The organism is Kitasatospora nipponensis (genome assembly GCF_039528135.1).
GTDB lineage: Bacteria > Actinomycetota > Actinomycetes > Streptomycetales > Streptomycetaceae > Kitasatospora > Kitasatospora nipponensis.
Genome location: NZ_BAAALF010000029.1, coordinates 56,753 through 57,960 on the forward strand (window position 1 = coordinate 56,753; position 1,208 = coordinate 57,960).

Consider the following 1,208-nt stretch of genomic DNA (forward strand, 5'->3'; position numbering starts at 1 on the left):
CCCCCCCCGCCCGCGCTACGCGGTGGTCTTCGGCAGGGTCCACCGCTGGTCGGTGCCGCCGCCGCAGTCCCAGATGACGCTCTGGGTGCCGGGGCCGCCCCAGTTCGCGTCGGAGAGGCAGCGGCCCGACCGCGGGTTGAGCAGCGTGCCGTCGGCCTGGGGGACCCAGTTCTGGGCGCCGGTGCCGTTGCACGGGTAGAGGTCGACGCCGGTGCCGTTGCCGGTGCCGCCGCCGGCCACGTCCAGGCACTTGCCCAGCGCTTGCACGGTGTTGCCGTAGCCGAAGGTCCAGCTCTGCGCCACGGTGCCGTTGCAGCCGTAGACCTGCACCGGCGTGCCGTCGATGAACGCCCCGCCCCTCACGTCCAGGCACAGGCCCTGGTTCGCGACGGTGGCCGGGCCGACCGCGGTGGCCGGCGTGGCCGGGGCACCCGAGAAGGCGACCTGCATCCGCGGCAGCAGGTCCACCAGGTCCTGGTCCCAGCAGGAGTAGTCGTGACCGCCGTCGCACGAGCCCCAGCCGGCCCCGCCGCCGTAGTCCACGAAGTGCGGGTGCTGACCGGCGCTCACCAGGGCGGCGGCGAAGTGCTGCGAGGCGCTCTCCAGCCAGAACTCGTCGTTGCCCACGTTGCCGGAGGCGTTGCCGACGTAGACGGAGACGTTCATCCCGGCGAAGGCGGAGGCGTGCTCGGTGGGGTCGGCCGCGTTCCACAGCGAGTCGTTGTACGGGGGAGTCACCAGCGAGAACGGGTACGGCGTCCCGTACATCGCATCGGTGTTGGAGACGCTGGGCTCGTAGGGGTCGCTGACCGGGTGGCAGTAGCTCCACTGCCGGACGCCGGGGGCCAGCAGGTCGATCAGCGCGGCGGGGACCTGGGTCTTCTGGTTGGTCATGGAGGCGACCATGACCTCGCGGAAGATCATCTCGTTCCGGGAGACGTCGTCCTCGCCGGACAGGGTGGCGACCTGGCTGAACAGGTCCGGGTGCAACTGGGCCAGGTGCAGGGCGCCGAAGCCGCCCATGGAGATCCCGGCGATGCCCCGGTGCGCCCGGTCCGCCTCGGTGCGCAGGTTGGCGTCGACGAACGGGATCACCTGGTTCGTCTCGAAGTTCTCCCAGTTCTGCGCACCGGCCTCGGTGTTCTGCTGGAGCCAGTTGGTGTACCAGCTGCGAGGGCCGCCGTCGGGCATGACGATGATCATCCCCG

Annotated in this window: 1 protein-coding gene; it reads right to left on the reverse strand. The window is 71.2% G+C overall.

From position 1 onward, the window contains the following. Window positions 1-15: 15 nt before the first annotated feature. On the reverse strand, window positions 16-1,208 hold a 1,193-nt coding region (locus tag ABD323_RS11460), incomplete at its 5' end, for an alpha/beta hydrolase-fold protein (RefSeq protein ID WP_344441236.1).